The organism is Stenotrophomonas sp. YJH_SMC_79 (assembly GCF_059367995.1).
In genome coordinates this window covers 648067-666356 of sequence record NZ_JCAFRK010000001.1, presented here as the reverse complement: position 1 = coordinate 666356, position 18290 = coordinate 648067, and the positions used below count along the sequence as shown (strand labels likewise).

Annotated in this window: 14 protein-coding genes and 1 pseudogene; 7 read left to right on the top strand and 8 right to left on the bottom strand. The window is 66.8% G+C overall.

Going from position 1 to position 18290, the window contains the following annotated elements; genetic code table 11:
- Positions 1-65: 65 nt before the first annotated feature.
- The 3 genes from AC5P57_RS03160 to AC5P57_RS03150 are packed head-to-tail and all read right to left on the bottom strand — an operon-like array spanning position 66 to position 2970.
- A complete protein-coding gene (locus AC5P57_RS03160) occupies positions 66-908 on the bottom strand; it encodes an ABC transporter permease subunit (RefSeq protein ID WP_004151945.1) in 843 nt (280 codons plus the stop codon).
- Complete coding sequence (locus AC5P57_RS03155; protein WP_142807633.1) at positions 905-1837, bottom strand: ABC transporter permease subunit; 933 nt, start codon at positions 1835-1837, stop codon at positions 905-907. Before AC5P57_RS03155 ends, AC5P57_RS03160 begins: the two co-directional genes overlap by 4 nt.
- Positions 1834-2970 carry an ABC transporter ATP-binding protein gene (locus tag AC5P57_RS03150; RefSeq protein ID WP_019337141.1) on the bottom strand — a complete coding sequence of 379 codons (1137 nt, stop codon included), beginning with the start codon at positions 2968-2970 and terminating at the stop codon, positions 1834-1836. Before AC5P57_RS03150 ends, AC5P57_RS03155 begins: the two co-directional genes overlap by 4 nt.
- Before the next feature lie 273 nt (positions 2971-3243).
- Between AC5P57_RS03150 and AC5P57_RS03145 the strand changes: the two genes are divergently transcribed.
- Positions 3244-4644, top strand: coding sequence for a flavin-containing monooxygenase (locus AC5P57_RS03145; protein ID WP_099603917.1), 1401 nt, complete (start codon positions 3244-3246; stop codon positions 4642-4644).
- Between the two features lie 38 nt (positions 4645-4682).
- On the opposite strand, the gene AC5P57_RS03140 is transcribed toward AC5P57_RS03145, so the two are convergent.
- The 3 genes from AC5P57_RS03140 to AC5P57_RS03130 all read right to left on the bottom strand — a co-directional run bounded on the left by AC5P57_RS03140 (position 4683) and on the right by AC5P57_RS03130 (position 8040).
- Complete coding sequence (locus AC5P57_RS03140) at positions 4683-5792, bottom strand: polyamine ABC transporter substrate-binding protein (protein WP_071228406.1); 1110 nt, start codon at positions 5790-5792, stop codon at positions 4683-4685.
- Between the two features lie 92 nt (positions 5793-5884).
- Positions 5885-7282: a glutamine synthetase family protein gene (locus tag AC5P57_RS03135; protein WP_099555094.1), complete on the bottom strand. Its 1398-nt coding sequence runs from the start codon at positions 7280-7282 to the stop codon at positions 5885-5887.
- The gene (locus AC5P57_RS03130) at positions 7279-8040 is read right to left on the bottom strand and encodes a gamma-glutamyl-gamma-aminobutyrate hydrolase family protein (RefSeq protein ID WP_262236252.1); all 762 of its coding nucleotides are present in this window, start codon (positions 8038-8040) and stop codon (positions 7279-7281) included. Before AC5P57_RS03130 ends, AC5P57_RS03135 begins: the two co-directional genes overlap by 4 nt.
- Positions 8041-8201: 161 nt before the next feature.
- Between AC5P57_RS03130 and AC5P57_RS03125 the strand changes: the two genes are divergently transcribed.
- From AC5P57_RS03125 to AC5P57_RS03105, 5 genes are all read left to right on the top strand, one after another.
- On the top strand, positions 8202-9479 hold the full coding sequence (locus AC5P57_RS03125; protein WP_099555098.1) for an NAD(P)/FAD-dependent oxidoreductase: 1278 nt from the start codon (positions 8202-8204) through the stop codon (positions 9477-9479).
- 50 nt (positions 9480-9529) lie between these two features.
- The gene (locus AC5P57_RS03120; RefSeq protein ID WP_262236251.1) at positions 9530-11134 is read left to right on the top strand and encodes an MASE1 domain-containing protein; all 1605 of its coding nucleotides are present in this window, start codon (positions 9530-9532) and stop codon (positions 11132-11134) included.
- 199 nt (positions 11135-11333) lie between these two features.
- Positions 11334-12887 carry an MASE1 domain-containing protein gene (locus AC5P57_RS03115; RefSeq protein WP_262236287.1) on the top strand — a complete coding sequence of 518 codons (1554 nt, stop codon included), beginning with the start codon at positions 11334-11336 and terminating at the stop codon, positions 12885-12887.
- Between the two features lie 96 nt (positions 12888-12983).
- On the top strand, positions 12984-14327 hold the full coding sequence (locus AC5P57_RS03110; protein ID WP_262236250.1) for a diguanylate cyclase: 1344 nt from the start codon (positions 12984-12986) through the stop codon (positions 14325-14327).
- A gap of 84 nt (positions 14328-14411) precedes the next feature.
- Positions 14412-14873: a bacteriohemerythrin gene (locus AC5P57_RS03105; protein WP_004151683.1), complete on the top strand. Its 462-nt coding sequence runs from the start codon at positions 14412-14414 to the stop codon at positions 14871-14873.
- Here AC5P57_RS03105 and AC5P57_RS03100 read toward each other — a convergent pair.
- On the bottom strand, positions 14854-16155 hold the full coding sequence (locus AC5P57_RS03100; RefSeq protein ID WP_197577875.1) for an MFS transporter: 1302 nt from the start codon (positions 16153-16155) through the stop codon (positions 14854-14856). The two genes, AC5P57_RS03105 and AC5P57_RS03100, sit on opposite strands and share 20 nt — an antisense overlap.
- 147 nt (positions 16156-16302) lie before the next feature.
- On the opposite strand from AC5P57_RS03100, the pseudogene AC5P57_RS03095 reads away from it, so the two are divergent.
- A pseudogene (locus AC5P57_RS03095) lies at positions 16303-16661 on the top strand (hypothetical protein).
- Positions 16662-16746: 85 nt separating this feature from the next.
- On the opposite strand, the gene AC5P57_RS03090 reads toward AC5P57_RS03095, so the two are convergent.
- Positions 16747-18243: an aldehyde dehydrogenase gene (locus tag AC5P57_RS03090; protein WP_099552619.1), complete on the bottom strand. Its 1497-nt coding sequence runs from the start codon at positions 18241-18243 to the stop codon at positions 16747-16749.
- Positions 18244-18290 lie beyond the last annotated feature (47 nt).

Here is an 18290-nt window from a genome sequence, read left to right as displayed (position 1 = left end):
AGACCCCCATTGTGCGCCGCCGGCCGTGAGCCGGGTGTTGCCGGCGCTGTCGCCAAGCCGTGTGCTCAGCCGTTGTCCTGCCTCGCCAGCTGCAGGTCGCGCTGGCGCCGCTTCTCCGCCCGCGCATTGATGTACCAGCCGATCACTGCGGCGATCGACACCGCCGACACCAGCAGCGTGGCCAACGCGTTGATCTTCGGGCTGATGCCCATGCGCACCGAGGCGAACACCTTCATCGGCAACGTGGTCGAGCCCGGCGTGGCCACGAAACTCGCCACCACCACGTCATCCAGCGACAGGGTGAAGGCCAGCAGCCAGCCCGCCACCAGCGCCGGCGCGATGATCGGCAGGGTGATGCGGCCGAACACGGTCAGCCGGCTCGCGCCCAGGTCCATCGCCGCTTCTTCCAGCGACAGGTCCATTTCCTGCAGGCGCGAGGACACCACCACCGTGACGAAGCACAGGGTGAAGGTGACGTGGGCGATCCAGATGGTGGTCAGGCCGCGTGCCGGGAAGCCGGGAATCGCGCCCATCGAGGCCAGCAGCGCCATGAGCGAGAAGCCCAGGATCACATCCGGCATCACCAGCGGCGCGGTCACCAGCGCACCGAACAGCGGCTTGCCGCGGAAGCGCTTGAAGCGGGTCATCACCATCGCCGCCAGCGTGCCCAGCACGGTGGCGGTGCAGGCGGTCCAGAACGCCACCACCAGGCTGGTCCACATCGCGTCCATCAGCGCGCGGTCGGCGAACAGGTCGCTGTAGGCGCGGGTGGAGAACCCGGCCCAGACCATCGCCAGCCGCGAGCTGTTGAACGAGTAGAACATCAGCAGCAGGATCGGCAGGTACAGGAAGGCGAAGCCGAGCAGCAGCACGCCCAGCCCCAGGCCCTTGGCGGTACGCGGGCTCATGCCTGCTTCCCTTCCAGCAGGCGCTGCTGGGAACGGTTGAACAGCAGAATCGGCACCAGCAGCAACAGGATCATCGCCACCGCCATCGCCGAGGCGCCCGGCCAGTTGCGATTGTTGAAGAACTCGTTCCACAGCTGGCGGCCGACCATCAGCGTTTCCGACCCGCCCAGCATTTCCGGGATCACGAATTCACCGATGGCCGGAATCATCACCAGCATGCAGCCGGCGATGATGCCCGCCTTCGACAGCGGCAGGGTAATGCGCAGGAACGCCTGCCACGGCTTGGCACCGAGGTCGTAGGCCGCTTCCAGCAGCCGGTGGTCATGCTTGACCAGGTTGGCGTACAGCGGCAGCACCATGAACGGCAGGTAGCAGTAGACGATGCCGATATAGGCGGCGGTCGGCGTATCGATCAGCTGCAGCTTGGGCAGGCCCAGGCTGGTCATCAGCGTCTGCAGGCCGGTGAACTGCAGGAACTGGTCGAGCAGGCCGTTGCGGTCCAGGATCGCCTTCCACGCATACACGCGGATCAGGAACGAGGTCCACGAAGGCAGCACCACCAGCATCATCGCCACATTGCGCGCGGCCGGTGACAGGCGGGCGATGGCATAGGCCATCGGGTAGCCGATCAGCAGCGTCAGGAAAGTCGAGATCGCCGCGATCCTGATCGAGCTCAGGAAGGCCTGGGCATAGATCGAATCGCGGAACAGCGCCAGGTAGTTTTCCAGGTTCAGCTTCAGCGAGAAGCCGCCGTCCACGTACTGCAGCAGCCAGGTGTACGGCGGCGAGCCGACCCGGCTGAGCGAGAAGCTGATCATCAGCACGATCAGGAACGGCACTGCGAAGAACAGCAGCAGCCACAGGTACGGAATGCCGATCACCGTGGCACGCAGCCCCGGCAGCCAGCGCTTCAGGCCGGCCGTGCTCATGAGGTCAGCACCACGCCGTCGTTGTCGCGCCAGTGCACCCACACCTCATCGCCCCAGGTGAGGCCATCGCTGGCCCAACGCTGCGAATTGGCGAAGTTGGCCAGTACCTTGGCGCCGCTGGGCAGGCGCACGTGGTAGACCGAATGGCTGCCGAAGTAGGCGATGTCCTCGATCACGCCCTGCGCTTTGTTGGTGTGCCCTTCCGGCTCGTCCTTGCCGATCATCACCTTCTCCGGGCGCAGCGCGAACGCGACCGGCTGACCTTCATAGCCGGTGATGCCATGGGCGATGTAGATCGGCGCCGGGAACAGCGGCGAGCGCACGGTGACGTACTCGGGCAGGTCCTCGTCGATCACACCGTCGAACAGGTTGACCGAACCGATGAACTCGGCGACGAAGCGGTTGGCCGGCTGCTCGTAGACCTCGTCGGGCTTGCCGACCTGCTGGATCCAGCCGGCATCCATCACCGCGATGCGGGTGGCCATGGTCATCGCTTCTTCCTGGTCGTGGGTGACCATCACGCAGGTCACGCCCGACGATTCGATGATGCTGACCAGTTCCAGCTGCATCTGCGAGCGCAGCTTCTTGTCCAGCGCGCCCATCGGCTCGTCCAGCAGCAGCAGCTTCGGCCCCTTGGCCAGCGACCGCGCCAGCGCCACGCGCTGCTGCTGGCCGCCGGACAGCTGGTGCGGCTTGCGCTTGCCCAGGTGTCCCATCTGCACCAGGTCCAGCATCTCGCCGACACGCTTGCTGATCGCGTCCTTGCCCAGGCCGTCCTGTTTCAGGCCGAAGGCGATGTTCTGCTCGACCGTCATGTGCGGGAACAGGGCATAGGACTGGAACATCATGTTGACCGGCCGCTGGTACGGCGGCAGCGCGTCCAGGCGCTGGCCATCAAGGGTGATGCTGCCCTTGGTGGGTGTCTCGAAGCCGCCGAGGCAGCGCAGCAGGGTCGATTTGCCGCTGCCGGAGCCACCGAGCAGGGCAAAGATCTCGCCCTTGCGCACGTCCAGATTGACGTCGTCGACGGCGACAAAACCGTCGAATTCCTTGCGCAAATCACGAATGGAGAGATAGCCGGGCGCACCGGTCGTGTCGACGACGGCGGCTACCGGCTGGGCTTCAACGGGCATGGGGGCTCCGGGAGCGGGCGGTGGACAGCGGCCGCCATTCTAACGGCCGGGGGCCGCAGGGGATATGACGGCGACGGGCGGAAGCCGCCAGCGGCCCGCTCCCGGGCCGGAAGGGGTGTCGGCTTTACCCCGCCATCAGGGCCCGTCCGCGCAAAAGGCCGGGGCTGCCCGGTCGAGCCTACGGCGTCCCGGCCAGACACCACGGGCAACGACCCGATCTGCAACGTTTTTCGGAGCGGGATCTGTTGAAGGCCCCGGGGCATTCCCCGCGCAATGCCTCCGATCAAGGCCTTGCATGGACCCATCCCGTTGATTCCCCCCGTCAGCCCCTCCCCTCTCCCTTCCCGTCCGTCGTCATCCGTGCCCCCAGGGCTGCCGCTGGCCATCATCGGCGCCGGCCAGGCCGGGTTGTCCCTCAGCGCACTCCTGCAGGAGGCCGGCGTCGAGCATCGCGTGCTGGAGGCCGAAACCGTGGGTGCCAGCTGGCAGCGGCGCTGGGATTCGTTCCAGACCAACACCGCCAACGCGACCATGGCCCTGCACGGTCATGCCTATGCGGGCGATGACCCGGAAGGCTTCATGGGCGCCCCGGAGGTGATCCGTCGGCTCCGCGACTATGCCGACGAGCGCGTGTTGCCGATCAGCGAGGGGTGCGCGGTACATCGGGTCGCACCCGAGTGCGGCGGCTATGCCATCGACAGCAGCGAGGGGCTGATCCATGCCCGCGCGGTGGTGGTCGCGACCGGTGAGTACCGCCGTGCGCGGATGCCCCGGGTCCCCTTCGCGCCCGCGCCCGGCCTTGCCGTGCTGCACTCGGGCAACTACCGCAGTGCCCACCAGCTGCCCGATGGAGCAGTGCTGGTCATCGGTGGTGGGCAGTCCGGTGCGCAGATCGCCCAGGACCTGCGCGACAGCGGTCGCAGCGTGCACTGGTCACTGGCCCAGCGTCATTCGCATACCCGCCGGCTGCGCGGCAAGGACTCGATGACCTGGTGGGACATGGCCGGGCGCATCCACCAGCATGTGAGTGAAGCGGCCGCCGTACTGGCCGGACAACCGGATGCGCTGCGCAAGGCCCGCACCGCGGAGTTCCCGCTGATCTCCGGCAAGGGAAGTGCCGGCCTGGGCAGCTCTATCAGCCTGCTGGCGATGCACCGCGCAGGCATCAGGTTGCTGGGCCGGTTGCAGGAATTCAATGGAAACATCGCCCGCTTCGCCGATGTCCGCCCGCAGCTGCGCACCGCGATCGAGGCGACACGGACCGAATACGACTATCTCGATTCGCTGGCCAGCGCGTACTACGCCACGCGTCCCGAGCCACGCACCGACGATGCCCGCTACATTCCGGAGGAGGTCTATCTGCACTGGGAACCGGACGCATCCCCGCGCGAACTGGATCTGCAGGCCGCGGGCATCCGCTCGGTGGTGCTGGCCACCGGCTTCGTCGCCGAATGGCCCTGGCTCGACGTACCGGGCGCGCTGGATGCACACGGCTACCCGCTCGGCGAATTCGGTGTTTCACCACAACCGGGGCTGTTCTTCATCGGCATGCACAACCTGCAGCGGATGAGTTCGTCATTCCTGTGCAACGGCGGTCGCGATGCACGCGACCTGCTGCCTGCCATCCTGCATCACCTTGGCCGGAGCGACAGGGCCGACTCCGACGCAGGGTAAGGCAGCCGCCGGGCATGGCCCGGCGCTACCCGGGCCGCTTACCGGCCGGTCTTCACCTCGGTCCACAGCCGGGTGTAGAGCTTGTCGGTCTCCGGCGTGTTGATCGAGTACGTGAACATCTTCTCGGCCACATCGGCCGGCGGGTAGATGGTCGGGTCGGTACGGATCGCCTCGTCCACCAGCGGGGTCGCGGTCGGCACCGGGTTGGCGTAATGGATGAAGTTGGTGTTGGCCGCGGCAACCTTCGGCTGCAGCAGGTAGTTGATGAACGCGTACGCGGCTTCCGGATGCTTGGCGTCCTTCGGGATGGCCAGCATGTCGAACCACTGCGGTGCACCTTCCTTCGGGATCGAATAGGCCACGTGCACGCCATTGCTGGCTTCCTCGGCACGGTCACGGGCCTGGATGATGTCACCCGACCAGCCGACCACCAGGCAGGTACCGCCGTTGGCCAGCGAGCCCACGTACTGCGAGGAGTGGAAGTTCTGCACGTACGGGCGGATCGACTTCAGCAGGTCGGCCGCCTTCTGCAGCTCGGCCGGATCGCCGCTGTGCGGGTCCAGGCCCAGGTAGTGCAGCGCGATCGGGATCATGTCCGCCGGCGTGTCCAGGATGGTCACGCCGCAGTCCTTCATCTTGCTGATGTTCTCCGGCTTGAACACCAGGTCCCAGCTGTTGGCGATGTCGGTGCTGCCACCGAAACGCTGTTTCAGCATCTCCACGTTGTAGCCGATGCCGGTGGTGCCGATCATGTACGGCACGCCGTACTGGTTGCCAGGGTCCTGGGTGGCAATGCGCTTCATCACCGCCGGATCGAGATTGGCCAGGTTCGGGATCTTGCTCTTGTCCAGCGGCAGGAACACGCCGGCCTGGATCTGGCGGCCGAAGAAGTTCAGGGTCGGCACCACCACGTCGTAGCCGCTGTTGCCGGCCAGCAGCTTGGTCTCGACCATCTCATCGCTGTCGAACACATCGTAGGTCACCTTGATGCCGCTCTCCTTCTCGAAAGTCGGGATGGTGTCCTCGGCGATGTAATCGCTGTAGTTGTAGACGTTCAGGACCTGGCTGTCCTGCGCGCCGCCGTTGCCACCGCCACAGGCGGCAAGCATGGCGGAGGCCAGGCCGAGCGTGAGGATACGCAGCTTCATCGGGTGCTCCAGAATGCGGGAAGGGGGGCCGGCGGGAGCCGGCGACGGGTGCCAGCCTACCCCCCGGCGGCGGATTTTTCTATTCCAGATGCTCAGACGTTCAGCAGCAGGAACTCACGCTCCCACGAGCTGATGACACGGAAAAAGGTCTCGTATTCCTTGCGCTTCACCGAGATGTAGGCCCGGCAGAAGCGCTCGCCCAGCAGGGCCTGCAGCTCGCTGCACTGCTCCAGCCCGTCCAGCGCCTCGCCCAGCGAGCGCGGCAGGTTGTAGCCCAGTTCCTTGGCACTGCCGGTCACCGGCGCATCCGGTGCCAGCCGCTCGCGGATGCCCAGCAGGCCGCAGGCCAGGGTCGCCGCCATCGCCAGGTAGGGGTTGGCGTCGGACCCGGCGAAACGGCTTTCCACGCGCATGTTCTCCGGCGTGTCCAGCGGCACGCGCAGCCCGCAGGTGCGGTTGTCATAGCCCCAGTGCACGTTGCTCGGCGAGACCTCGCCGAACACCAGTCGCCGATAGGAGTTCACGTTCGGCGCGAAGAAGGCCATCGCCTGCGGCACGTACTTCTGCAGGCCGCCCAGGTAGTGGCCGAACACCGGACTGAACTCGCCCTCGGCATCGGTCTCGCCAGCGAACACATTGCTGCCGTCGCTCACCCGCACCAGGCTCTGGTGGATGTGCATGGCGCTACCCGGCTCGTTCTCCATCGGCTTGGCCAGGAACGTGGCATACACGCCGTGGCGCATCGCGGCCTCGCGCATGGTGCGCTTGAACAGGAACACCTGATCGGCCAGGTCCATCGCATCGGCGTGGGTGAAGTTGACCTCCAGCTGCGCCGCGCCGGATTCGTGGATCAACGTGTCCACGTCCAGCTTCATCGCATCGGCGTAGTCGTACATCAGGTCGAGGATCGGGTCGAATTCGTTGACCGCGTCGATCGAGTACGACTGCCGCGCGGTCTCCGGGCGCCCGGAGCGGCCGGCCGGTGGCAGCAGCGGGAAGTCCGGGTCGGTGTTCTTCTGCACCAGGAAGAACTCCAGCTCCGGCGCCACCACCGGGCGCAGGCCGAGCTCGGCGTAGGCCGCCAGCACGCGGCGCAGCACGTTGCGTGGCGCCAGCTCGTGCGGCTCGCCGTTCTTGGTGTAACAGTCGTGGATGACCTGCGCGGTGGCGTCGGCCGCCCACGGCACCATGCGCACCGTGTCCGGATCGGGGCGCAGCATCATGTCCGAGTCCGACGGCGAGGTCAGCTCGTAGTAGTCATCAGGGAACTCGCCGGTGACGGTGGTGGCGAAGATGCCTTCGGGCAGCCGCGTACCATAGTCGTGCGAGAACTTGTCGGCGGGAATGATCTTGCCGCGCGCGTTGCCGGTGATGTCCGGCACCAGGCATTCGACCTCGGTGATGCGTCGCTCCTTCAGCCAGCGCAGCAAGCTGCTTTCCTGCGGTGCGGGGGGCGTGGCCGTCTTGCGCGGGCGCGTTCGGGAACTCATCGGGAATCCAGTCGGTTCTGTTGGTGCTGCCGGCAAGCTTGGCCGAACGCACGGAAAATAGCGTGATAGAACGGCGAATCCATGACACGCCACTCCGGGTGCCACTGTACGCCGAGCACGAAACGATGGCGTGTGCTGCGCGCCGCCTCGACCAGTCCATCATCGGCCACGGCCTCGACCTGCAGCCCGTGTGCCAGTCGATCGATGCCCTGCCCGTGAACCGAATTGACCTGTGCGCGATCACCACCCTGCCACTGCGCCAGCCAGCCATCCGCCGCCAGCGCGACCGCATGGGCCGGCCCATACTGCACCTCAACCGGCGCCTGTGGGTCTTCACGATGATCCGACAGGCCCGGCACCGCGTGAACCTGCGGATGCAGCATGCCACCCAGCGCAACGTTCAGCTCCTGGAAGCCGCGGCAGATCGCCAGCACCGGCAGGTCCAACGCCAGCGCCTCGTGCAGCAGTGCGAAGGCGCTGGCATCACGGGCCGGATCATGCGGGTTCCCCGGCCAGCTGCGGCCACCTTCGTAGTGCTGCGGTTCGATGTTGCTGACCGCACCGGTCAGCAGCAGGCCATCGAGCCCGCGCAACCACTCCGCAGCCGGCAACGGCGGCTGCAGGCTGGGCAGGACCACCGGGGTTGCTTCGGCCGCCACCACCAGCGCGCGCACGTACTTCTCGCCGACCACCGCGAAACGATGATGGCCGAGTACGGTGCTGTCGGTGGGCAGGCCCACCCAGGGCAGGCGGCGCATGGGAAAACTCCTTGGCGTGCCGCCACGTTACCCGTCGCCCGGCGAATGCGGCAAGTCGTCACCGTCACGCCACGGCCGTCGCGCATCGGCGAAACTAGACGCGTGAACGCTGATCGTCCTGCCCCGCACCGTCCTGCCGCCCTGTGCCCGCGAGGCCCGCAGTGAGCGCCGCCTTCCCGCCCAGCTGGTACGTGGCCAGCCTGCCCGAGCCACCCGCACTGCCTCCGTTGCAGGGTGATGTGCAAGCCGATGTCGCGGTGCTCGGCGCCGGCTATACCGGCCTTACTGCTGCCCTGGAACTGGCCGCGCGCGGCCAGCGCGTGGTGCTGCTGGAAGCGCAGCGGATCGGCTGGGGCGCCTCCGGCCGCAACGGCGGCCAGGCACTGGTCGGCTACGGCTGCGAGGTGGACGAACTGGAGCGGCAGCTGGGTCGCGACGATGCACGCCATCTGTTCGACTGGTCGCGCGACGCGGTGCAGGCGATGCGCACGCGCATCGATCGCCACCGCATCGACTGCCATTGGGTGGAAGGCCACGCCAGCGTCGCCATCCGTGAACGCCACGAGCGTGACCTGCAGGCCAACTGCGAGCACCTGCAACGCCATTACGATTACCCCATGCAGTGGTGGAGCCGAGACGCCCTGCGCGCGCAGCTGGACAGCCCGCGCTATCGAGCCGCGATGTTCGACCCGCTCAGCGCGCACCTGCACCCGCTGGCGTATGCACGTGGCCTGGCCGATGCGGCGCGCGCGGCGGGGGTGGTCATCCACGAGGATTCGCCCGTGGTGCGCATCCAGCGCGGAGCGCAGCCAACCCTGCACACTGCACAGGGTCGCGTGCACGCCGCGCATCTGGTGGTGGCCGGCAATGCCTGGCTGCAGGGCCTGCTGCCCGAGCTGGAGCGGCGGATCATGCCGGTGGGCACCTACATTGGTGCCAGTGAGCCACTGGGCGCCGAACGCGCCCGTGCCCTCATCGGCAACAACATGGCCGTGGCCGACACAGCCTGGGCACTGGACTACTTCCGCCTCAGCCACGACCACCGCCTGCTGTTCGGCGGCCGCGCCAGCTACTCGGCACTGCCCCCGCCCGGCCTGCGCGGGGTGATGCAGCGACGCATGCACGACGTCTTCCCGCAGCTGGCCGACGTGGTACTGGACCAGGTCTGGGGTGGCTACGTGGACATCACCCGCAACCGCGCCCCGCACTGGGGCCGGCTGGACGGCAACCTGTACTTCGCGCAGGGATTCTCGGGGCATGGCGTCGCTGCCGCCGGATTGGCCGGCGAGGTGATCGCCGCCGCCATCGCCGGCCAGAGCGAGCGCCTGGACGTGTTCCAGCGCCTGCGCCATGCGCCCTTCCCCGGCGGCCGGCTGCTGCGCACGCCCCTGCTGGTGGCGGCGATGTCGTGGTACAAGCTGCGGGATGCGTTGTGGTAGCGGGACCCTTCCCAGCCACATAATCGGCGCAGGAGCTGGGGAGCACGTGGATGCAGTGGTGGAAGGACGGCCTGCAGGTGAGGATACGCGTCAGCCCCGAGGGGCTGGTGCTGGCGCTGCTCTATGCCTTCGCCTGCTGGGGCGCGCGCAAGCTGTCATTGGACCAGTTCTTCCTGCCTGCCGGCGTGCGGGTGGCCGCGCTGCTGCTGTGCCCGCCCCGTCTTTGGCCCTACCTGCTGATCGGTGAATACGCCTACTTCGCGCATCTGCGCATCCCCCTGATCAGCAAATACAACCTGACCTGGGTGATCCTCGCCTCGGTGTTCCTGATGCCTGCCGTGATGCTGATCGTGCGCCTGCACCGGAAGCTGCTGGCGCGCACCACGGTCGTCGGCGTGATATCCATTGCGGTATGCGCCGCCACGGTCATCAGCCTGCTCAACCTGGGGATCTCGTACCTGATCTGGGAACCGTTGCATGAAGAGACATTTCTCACCAACGTGCTGCGCTATGCGCTGGGCGACTTCACCGGCATCCTGATCCTGGCGCCTCTGGCACTGCTGTGGATCCGCCGCGCCGAAGAAAAATGGACAACCCGGTCTGTAGTGGCCACGGTCGCAGCACTTGGCACCATGCTGGTCATTGGCCTGCAGGCAACGCCGGTACCTGCCTCGATCACGGCCCCTGGCTCGCTGCAGCTGTTGCTGATCCTGCCTATTCCCGCGATCGCCCTGACCTGCCTGCTGGGATGGCGCGGTGCGGCCATCGGTGTCGCCGCCGTGAACATGATCCTTGGCCTGAGCGCCCCGGCCGACCATCCGACGGCATTCGACCCGGCCACTTTCGCCACCCAGCAGGCCATGGCCGTCGCCAGCATCGCCCTGCTGCTGCTGGGCGCGCGCATCACCCACTTCCAGAGCCAGCACCGGTTGCGCGAGGAAGATGGCAAAGCGGCCCTTCAGCTTGCCCGCAATTCGCACCTGGCCGGCGAGATGGACCTGCGTGAACGGGCGGCTCACCTGCGCCAGCTGGGCGATGGCATGGACCTGTCCCTGAACGAGATGGTGAACTGGCTGCATGCCCAGGGTCATCACGCCGTGGCCGACAGCCTGCGGCATACCTCGGAGGTGCATTCACGCTTGTTCCGGGCCCAGGCCAGCATGATCTATCCCGCCGCCCTGGAACAACTGGGCCTGTACGTGGCGTTGCAGGCAGGCGGGGTGCGCGAGGCGTGGAATGCTACGCATCGAATCGGCCAGCCGAGGTTGACGGGTGACCCCTGCGCGCTCGGGGTCGGCCTGCAGCTTGCTGCCTATCGACTCGTGGTCGATGCGGTCTCGCTTCTACTGAAATGCGAGGCAGGGCAGATCTCGGTCAGCATCCGCTGCGGAAGTTCCATCCGGAAGCGTGGTGCCTTCATCTGCGTGGCTCTTCTGGACCGCCACGAATCACTGGGAAGCAGGGCGAAGGAACTGGCGAACGAGCAGCTGCTGGGCCGGGTCCTCGCACACGCGGGCCACATGGACGTGAGTGGCAACAGGCTCAGGATGGTGTTGACCGAAGCACGGGATGCTCCCCGCCAGGCAGGCGCTACTGAAGCGTTGAGGGAACGCACACGTTCCATTGACCCAGGCGCCCCCCGGGCCGCGATCTGACTTTCCCGATGAAAGGAGATGCAGATCACTACTCGAAAGTAATCCCTGGTCGATGCCGAACCCACCCCGTCAGGATCTGGCGCCGGCGTGCAATTGCGCCCCCATGCTTCTATCGATACTGTCCATCCAATGGCGCGTCATGGCGCGTTCAAGCAACCCGCACGGCCGCTGCCATGTCACGAGCAAGGGAGGCTCGGGTTTGGACCGATTCAAAAAGGCAGTTGAACTGAGCTTCCGTATCCGGCCAGCCGGGATCGCACTCGCGGCCGTCTATGCGCTGAGCTGCCTCGGCTCGCGTCAGTTCTCGCTGGATCAGTTCTTCCTGCCGGCGGGCATCCGCGCAGCGGCACTGCTGATCGTCCCGACCCGCCTGTGGCCCTACCTGCTGCTGGGCGAGTACGCGTACTTCGCAACGCTGCGCATCCCCATGATCGACACCTATGGCCTGGATTGGGTCATCCTGGCTTCGACGCTGCTGATGCCGATGGCGATGCTGGTGGTCTACCTGCATCGGTTGAGAATGCCGTCCGAAGCAGCCACCGGTCTCTGGCTGCTGTCGCTGTCCTTCTGCACGGCCCTGTTCGTCCCGGGTCTCAACCTGGGCATTTCATATGTCCTATGGTCGAACCCACCACCCAGCAATCTGCTGGACGCGGCCGACCGGACGATCTTTGGTCACTTCGCCGCCATCATCACCCTGGTGCCGTTGGCATTCCTCTGGTCGCGACGGCAGGCCGATCCCGGTTGGACCGACCGTTTCGTCGCCCCTACCGCATCGGCGATCCTGGTGATGCTGGTGCTGGGCCTGTGCATGCAGTTGACAAGCGCCGGCGCCCACACGACGCGGACGCACATGGTGCTGCTGGCCGCCCTGCCCGCCATCGCCCTGACCTTCATGCACGGGTGGCGTGGCGCAGCCATCGCGATTCCGTTGTTGAACCTCCCCCTGCACGGTGCAACGCCCAGCACCGGCCTGCCGTCCTCATTCGACCTGGGCACGTTCGCCACCCAACAGAACATGGCGGTGATGAGTGTCGCACTGCTGGCACTCGGTTCCAGCATCAGCTATCACCATCAGCGCGCCCGGTCCCGCGGCCTGGCCGAGGCAACCACGCTGCGCCTGGCACGCGGCTCGCATCAGACCAGCGAGCGCGAGCTGCGTGAACGGGCCGTCCACCTGAAGCACCTGGGCGAGGGCATGGACAGTTCGCTCGGCGAGATGGTCAGCTGGCTGAAGTCCCAAGGCCACCATGCGGTCGCAAACAGCCTGCAGCACGCGTCGTCGGTACATTCACGGCTGTTCCGTGAACAGGCCAGCCTGGTCTATCCCACTGGACTGGAGCAGGTCGGGCTCTACATCGCGCTGCAAGCCGGCGGTGCATGCGAAATCTGGAACAACACGCATCGTGTCATTCCGCCCCGGCTGGCGGGCAATCCCTGCCTGCTGACCGTGGATCTGCAACTGGCCATCTATCGCTCGCTGATCGAGGCGGTTTCACTTCTGCTGGAACTGGAGACCGGGCAGGTCTGCGTGCGCGCCCGAAGCGGCCGGGCAGGCAAACGTCGCGGCATTGTTGCTGTGGTGAGCCTGCTCGACCGTGGTTGCACGCTGTCCACGCGCACTACCCACCAGGCCGTCGAGCGCCTGGCCGGGCGGATGCTTGCCTACGGCGGAACGGTCCACTGCCGCGGCAATCGGCTGCGGCTGGTCCTGCATGAACCAATCACCCACGCGTCGCCCGCGGTGGCCTGACACGCAATCCCACCCGGCCAGTGGCGTTCGCAGCTAAAGTTGCAGCCGAAACCGCCGCTATCCGTGCCGAGCCCCTCCCTCGTGAGCCACCGCATCATGCCCGTCCTGCCGCAGGCCGCCGTCGATGGCGACCTGGCCGATCCGCTGCCGCAGCGGATCCTGCTGGTCGAAAACTCCCGTGCCTTCACCGGCATGCTGCGCGAGGCCATCGAACAGCGCCTGGAGCTGCCGGTGGTGATCGCCTCCACCCTGGCCGAGGCCGACCGCCTGCTGAGCGAAGGTGGCGGCTGGTTCCTGGTACTGACCGGACTGGTCCTGGCCGATGGCGACCGCGACGCGGTGGTCGAGTTCTTCCTCAAGCGCGATCTGCCCACCGTGGTGGTCAGCGGTGTCTACGACGAGGACCTGCGCAAGCGCGTGCTGCAGCAGCAGATCATCGACTACGTGCTGAAGAACACGCCCGGCAGCATCGATTACCTGGTGTGGCTGGTGCAGCGGCTGGAGCGCAACCGGCGCATCGCCGCGCTGGTGGTGGACGACTCACCGTCCGCGCGCGGTTATGCCGCAGCCTTGCTGCGCATGTATGGGCACGAGGTACATGAGGCGGCCGATGGCAATGAGGGCCTGGCTGCGATCGAAGCGCATCCTGCGATCCGCCTGGCGGTGGTCGACCAGGAGATGCCGGGCATGCAGGGCGTGGAGTTCACCCGGCGCCTGCGCACCCTGCGCTCGCGCGACAAGGTGGCGGTGATCGGCATCTCCAGCAATACTGATGCGTCGTTGATCCCGCGCTTCCTGAAGAATGGCGCCAACGATTTCCTGCGCAAGCCGTTCTCGCGCGAGGAATTCTTCTGCCGTGTCTCGCAGAATGTGGACCAGCTGGAGCTGATCGGCACGCTGCAGGACCTGGCCACCCGTGACTTCCTCACTGGCCTGCCCAACCGCCGCTGCTTCCTGGAGCAGAGCCAGCGCCAGCTGCCGCAGCTGCAGCTGCATGGCCAGTGCGTGGCGGTGGCGATGATCGACATCGACCACTTCAAGCACATCAATGACACCCATGGTCATGAAGCCGGCGACGATGCACTGCGGGCGGTGGCCGGCGCGGTGGCCGCACACGCGCGCAGCCAGGACCTGATCGCACGCTTCGGCGGCGAGGAGTTCTGCCTTCTGGTGCCGGACATGGAGCAGGACGAGGCGCTGCTGTACTTCGAGGAACTGCGCCAGCGCATCGCCGCGCTGGAGGTCGACATCGGTACCGCGACTCTGCGCATGACCGTCAGCATCGGCCTGTGCTGCCTGCGCCCGCAGCGCGATGCACTGCACCGGCTGATCTCCGAGGCCGACCGCCAGCTGTACCTGGCCAAGGCCGGTGGCCGCAACCGGGTCAGCTGCACCATGGTGGCCAGCCCGCTGCGCCCACGCGAGCCTGCCCTGCCCTGACCGCGGCGCCTTGATCCAGATCAACGCCATCGAGGGGTGGCGGTCCTACAGTCGGCCCCGACATACGCATGAAGGGGAGCCGGGATGGCACTACTGGTCTGGCAGGACGATCTGAACATCGGCATCGATGTGATCGACCAACAACACCGCCGCATCATCGAGATGCTCAACCACCTGCACGTGGCCCAGGCCAGCATGCAGCGTGCTGCGGTGGGTGAAGTGATCGACGAGGTGGTGGACTACACCATGTCGCACTTCGCGTTCGAGGAAGAGTTGATGGAGGAAGCGGGCTACCCATTCTGTGCGGCGCACAAGCGCGTGCATGAGGTCTTCATCAAGCGGGTATCGGAGTACCGCATGCGCTTCCAGGCCGGAGAGGACATCAGCGACGAACTTCGCACCATGCTCTCGCGCTGGCTGTTCAACCACATCCGCGGCGACGACCAGGCCTATGCCGAGCAGGTCAAGGCGCACCTGAACCAGTTCGCCCGCGAACACCAGGGCGGTGGCTGGCTGGGTCGCACGCTCAAGCGCTTCTTTGGTTGAGCCTCAGCGCGCGCCGGTGCAGTGCGACCAGCGCGCAGAGGGTCGCCACCGCGGTCAGGCACAGGTAGTAGCCGACCGCGACCAGGCCGAAGCGTTCGGCCAGCCAGGTCGCCAGGTACGGGGCCGGTGCCGCACCGAGGATGCCGGCCAGGTTGAATGACAGCGATGCACCGGTGTAGCGCACCTCCACCGGGTAGATCTCGGCCAGGAAGGTGCCGCAGGGGCCGTAGGTCAGGCCCATCAGGAACAGGCCCAGGCACAGGAAGGCGGTGACCAGCCATGGGCTGTGCGGCTGGAACAACGGCGCGAACAGAACGCCGAAGCCGACGATCAGCACGCTGGCGACGATCATGGTGCGACGCGTGCCCCAGCGGTCGCCATAGCGTGCCGACAGCGGGATGCCCAGTGCGAAGAACAACATGCCGACCATCTGCATCAGCAGGAACTGCTCGCGGCTGTAGCCCAGCACCGCAGTGCCGTGGCCAAGGCTGAACACCGTCATCAGGTAGAACAGCACGAAGGTGGCGAACGCGCCCAGGGTGCCCAGCAGCATCGGCACCGGATGGTCACGCAGCACCGTCCACATCGGCAGCCGCACTGGCGCCTTGCGCTCCAGCGCCTTCTTGAAGTCGGGCGTCTCGTGGATGTTCAGCCGCACCCACAGTCCCAGACCCACCAGCAGCGCGCTGGCCACGAACGGAATGCGCCAGCCCCACTGCAGGAAGTCGTCCTGGCTCAGGCAGCGGCCCAGCACCAGGAAGATGCCGGCCGACAGCAGGAAACCGATGGGCGCGCCCAGCTGCGGGAACATGCCGTACCAGGCGCGCTTGCCCGGTGGGGCGTTCTCGGTGGCCAGCAGCACCGCCCCCCCCCATTCGCCACCCAGCCCCAGCCCCTGGCCGAAGCGGCACAGCGCCAGCAGCGCCGGTGCCCACAGGCCAATCTGAGCGTGGGTAGGCAGCAAACCGATCAATACCGTGGACAGGCCCATGGTCAGCAACGCGGCGACCAGGGTGGCCTTGCGGCCGATGCGGTCGCCGAAATGACCAAACACCGCCGAGCCGACCGGCCGGGCGATGAACGCCACCGCGAAGGTCGCCAGTGACTGCAGCAGGGCCGCCTGCTCGCTGCTGTCCGGGAAGAACAGATGCGGGAACACCAGCACGGCGGCCGTGGCGTAGATGTAGAAATCGAAGAATTCGATGGTGGTGCCGATCAGGCTGGCCAGCAGGACACGACGGGGGGAATTCACGGGTGGCGCGGCAGCAGCGATCGTCGACATCGGCAGGACGGATAACGGTAGATCGGCCGATTCTGCCACGTGACGGTGGCCACACGGGGCGATGGTTTCAGCCGACACCGATGCCAACGGAATTTTTCTGGTCACCCGCCAGGCTGCGCCACCGGTCCCTGCTTGGATGCTTTGCCGATGGCTGCAGTTGCGTTGTCGTGGTCCGATTCGCCGAAGCTGCCGCGCATTGCGGCGTGGCTGGTGGTGCTGCTGGTACATGGCCTGATGGCGCTGTGGTTGCGGGGCAGTGGCCGGGTCGTGCGATGCATCCCGCGTTCGCACCGCGCCGCAACTACTTCCGCATCCGCCGGCAGATGACCCCGGAGCAGATCGTGCATGGCGTGGCGCAGCTGCTGGGGCTGTGGCCGCCGGGGTACATCGTCGACCCGTGCGAACTGGGTAGACAGGACATGGATCATTTCCAGAATGCCGTCGATGAAGCCGACCGGGATATGCTGCGTGCGGCGGTGCTGCAGGTGAGCGCACGCTGCAGGTAGCTCGACGGCTGTCTGCCTTCTAGCGAAGGCAGCCGAGCATGGCTCGGCGCCACAAAGAGCGAATGGCCGTCCAGCAAGCTCGTCGTTACAACTGAATCCAGGTGGCCTTGATCTCGCTGTATTTGTCGAACGCGTGCAACGATTTGTCGCGCCCGTTGCCGGACTGCTTGTAACCACCGAACGGGGCGGTCATGTCACCACCGTCCCAGCCGTTCACCCAGACACTGCCGGCGCGCAGCTGGCGTGCGACACGATGGGCGCGACCCAGATCACGTGTCCACAGGCCCGCCGCCAACCCATAGCGGCTGTCATTGGCCACGCGCACCGCTTCGGCCTCGTCGTCGAAACCAAGCACGGCCAGGACCGGCCCGAACACTTCCTCGCGTGCCAACGCGTGGTCCGGACGCACCCGGTCGAACACCGTGGGCTGCACGTAGCAGCCGCCGGCCTCCACCTCGGCCCGATGGCCGCCGAGCAACAGGCGGGCGCCGTCGCTTTCGGCCCGTGCGATATCGGCCAGCACCTTGTCCACGTGCGCGGCATCCACCAGCGCGCCCATCGGTGCATCGGCGTCCAGTGGATGCCTGGGCTGCATGTGCTGGCCATAGGCAATCACCTGGTGCACGAAGTCCTCACGGATCGAACGCTGTACCAGCAGCCGCGAACCGGCGGTGCAGACTTCGCCCTGGTTGAAGAAGATGCCCTGCGCCACGGCCTTGGCCGCTGCGTCCAGGTCCGGGGCGTCGGCAAACACCACGTGCGGGCTTTTGCCACCGCATTCCAGCCAGACCCGCTTGAGGTTGGACCGACCCGCATGCTCCAGCAGCTTCGCGCCGGTGGCGGTGGAACCGGTAAAGGCCAGCACGTCCACATCCATGTGCAGCGCCAAGGGCTCGCCCACGCGCGCGCCATGACCGGGCAGCACGTTCAGCACCCCGTCCGGCAGGCCTGCCTCGGCCGCCAGCGCCGCCAGCCGCAGCGCGGTCAGGGGCGATCGCTCCGAGGGCTTGAGGACCACCGAATTGCCCATCGCCAGTGCCGGCGCGATCTTCCAGCAGGCCATCAGCAGCGGGAAGTTCCACGGCACGATTGCGGCCACCACGCCGGCCGCTTCCCGCGTGACCAGGCCCAGCTCGTGCGGCCCGGTGGGTGCGATCTCGCCGTACAGCTTGTCCACCGCTTCGGCGGTCCAGGCCAGGCAGCGCACCACGCCAGGCAGGTCGATGCGGCGTGCATCGCGTACTGGCTTGCCCATGTCCAGGGTTTCCAGCAGGGCCAGCTCGTCGGCGTATTTTTCCACCAGCCCCGCCAGCGCCAACAGCACGCGCTTGCGATGGGCCGGGCTGGCCTGCGACCAATGGCCCACATCGAAGGCACGCCGTGCCGCCCGCACCGCGCGCTCCACGTCCTGTGCATCGCAGTCGGCGACCGCCCCCAGCACGCGGCCATCAATCGGGCTGATGCAGTCGAAGCGGGCGCCGCTGGCAGCGTCGGTGTAGCGGCCATCAATGAATGCCTGTCCGGGCATCGAAAGCTGCTGGGCCAGTGCCTGCCAGTGGCTGCGGTCGGGAAAGTCGGCCATGTCGGGCTCCTCGGAACAGTTTCCCCGGTTATACCGGCGTGGCCGCG